This window comes from Variovorax sp. 01T439_2 (assembly GCF_056398445.1).
In genome coordinates, this window is the sequence record NZ_JBFTPJ010001219.1 from 1 (window position 1) to 1383 (window position 1383).

Annotated in this window: 2 protein-coding genes; both read left to right on the plus strand. The window is 68.8% G+C overall.

The window, feature by feature from the left end:
* Window positions 1-579, plus strand: a 579-nt coding sequence (locus AC1DOC_RS33695) for a TOBE domain-containing protein (RefSeq protein WP_478131576.1), incomplete at its 5' end; no start/stop codon positions are given.
* A 52-nt stretch (window positions 580-631) separates the two neighbouring features.
* Window positions 632-1383 (plus strand): ABC transporter substrate-binding protein (locus AC1DOC_RS33700; RefSeq protein ID WP_478131577.1); only part of this gene is annotated, 752 nt, incomplete at its 3' end.

Below are 1383 nucleotides of genomic sequence, written 5' to 3' on the forward strand. Positions count from 1 at the left end.
GCCGAGCAGCAGCGCCGCGTGCAGCGCGCGCTCGACATGGTGCAGCTGCGCGGCATGACCGACCGCCTGCCCGGCCAGCTCTCGGGCGGCCAGCAGCAGCGCGTGGCGCTGGCGCGCGCGCTGGTGTTCGAGCCCCAGCTGGTGCTGATGGACGAGCCGCTCGGCGCGCTCGACAAGCAGCTGCGCGAGCACATGCAGCTCGAGCTCAAGGACCTGCACCGCCAGCTGGGCCGCGGCGGCGAGCGCGCCGAGATGACGCTGCCCGACGGCCGCGTGCTGCACGGGCTCAACGTCGGCGGTGCGGCCGCGGGCGCGGCTGTGGAGGCCTGCATCCGCCCCGAGCGCGTGGTGCTGCACCGCGGCCCGGCCGCACAGGGCGCCAACATGCTCGCCGCCCAGGTGTCGCGCGTCATCTACTTCGGCGACCACCTGCGGCTGCTGTGCAGCGTGGGCGACGGCCAGGCCGACGCCACCGTGAAGCTGCCGCTCGATGGCGCGGGCGGCACCGCCGCACCGCAGGCCGGCGAAGCGGTGGTGCTCGAATTCCCGATGGCGCATGCGCGCATCTATGCCCACTGAATCCGGCTCGTTGTTCCCCCGTTTCCTTTCATCACCCAGGAAGATTCCCATCATGAAAAAGACCCTTCTCGCCTGCATCGCCGCCGCCGGCTTCGCGCTGCCGGCCTTGGCCCAGCAGCAGCTCACCGTGGTCAACTTCGGCGGTGCCAACGCCAACGCCCAGAAGAAGGCCTATTACGAGCCCTACGAAAAGACCGGCACCAAGATCATCCCCGTCGAATACAACGGCGAGCAGGCCAAGATCAAGGCCATGGTCGAGACCAAGAAGGTCACCTGGGACGTGGTCGAGGTCGAGTCGCCCGACGCCGCCCGCGGCTGCGACGAAGGCCTGTTCGAGAAGCTCGACTACTCCAAGATCGGCAGCAAGGCCGACTTCCTGCCGGCCGCGGTCACCGACTGCGGCGTCGGCCTGTTCGTGTGGTCGACCGTGATGGCCTACAACGGCGAGAAGCTCAAGACCGCGCCCACCAGCTGGGCCGATTTCTGGGACGTGAAGAAGATCCCCGGCAAGCGCGGCATGCGCAAGGGCGCGCGCTACAACCTCGAGTTCGCGCTCATGGCCGACGGCGTGAAGCCGGCCGATGTCTACAAGGTGCTCGCCACCAAGGATGGCGCCGAGCGCGCGTTCAAGAAGCTCACCGAACTCAAGCCCAACATCCAGTGGTGGGAAGCCGGCGCACAGCCGCCGCAGTTCCTGGTGGCCGGCGACGTGGTGCTGACCACCGTGTACAACGGCCGCATCGACGCGGCCAACCGCGAAGGCCGCGACCTCAAGATCTACTGGCCCGGCGGCATCTACGACCT